The following is a 781-nucleotide window of genomic DNA, read 5'->3' on the forward strand; positions in this document are numbered from 1 at the left end:
AAGGCCTCGACCGCCAACGCAGTCAGCGGTCCGACACCCGGCATCGTCTGCAAACGCTTTGCCGTGTCGGCCGAGGCGGCCAATTCCGCGGCGCGCTTCGTTCGGGCCTCGATCCGGGTCGTTTTCTCCGCGATCTGCGCCATCATGTCCCGGCATTCTTCACGGACCAGCGCGGGCAGATCGCTGTTTGGCTCATCAAGCAGCGCCTCAATTCGCTTGAGCTGTCCGATCCCCAGCGGAATTGTATGGCCGTATTCGTAAAGGACCGCACGCAATGCGTTCACCAGCTCCGTGCGCTGGTGGACGAGGCGCTCTCGGCTGCGGAACATCACGGCACGCGCCTGCTGGTCCTCTGACTTCGGTTCGACGAAACGCATCTCGGGCCGTTGCGCGGCAATAACGATCGCCTCGGCATCGGCCATGTCGTTCTTCTGGCGTTTGACGAAGGGCCGGACGTACTGTGGGGCGATCAGTTTCACCTCGTGGCCGAGCTTCGCCATCTCACGGGCCCAATAGCTGGCGCTGCCGCAGGCCTCCATCACCACCACGGCCAGCGGCTGCTCCGACATGAACTTCAGGAATTGCAGCCGTGTCAGCTTCTTTCGGAACTTCAATTGCCCCGTCATCGAGGCGCCGTGGAGCTGGAACGCGTTCTTTGCCAGGTCCACGCCGATCATCGTATCCTTCATCTGCCGTCCTCTCCGCTTCGTGGCTCTTAACACCACGACCTTGGCACATTGCGATGCCGTCTCGGGAGGACGGCAACCACCCCATCTATGAA

General features: G+C 62.0%; 1 protein-coding gene. It reads right to left on the reverse strand.

Annotation, left to right across the window (positions count from 1 at the left end):
* Positions 1 to 689 (reverse strand): IS110 family transposase (locus VSX60_RS22440; protein WP_327626445.1); only part of this gene is annotated, 689 nt, incomplete at its 3' end.
* Positions 690 to 781 lie beyond the last annotated feature (92 nt).

The organism is Aurantimonas sp. A3-2-R12, assembly GCF_036016755.1.
Classification (GTDB): domain Bacteria; phylum Pseudomonadota; class Alphaproteobacteria; order Rhizobiales; family Rhizobiaceae; genus Aurantimonas; species Aurantimonas coralicida_A.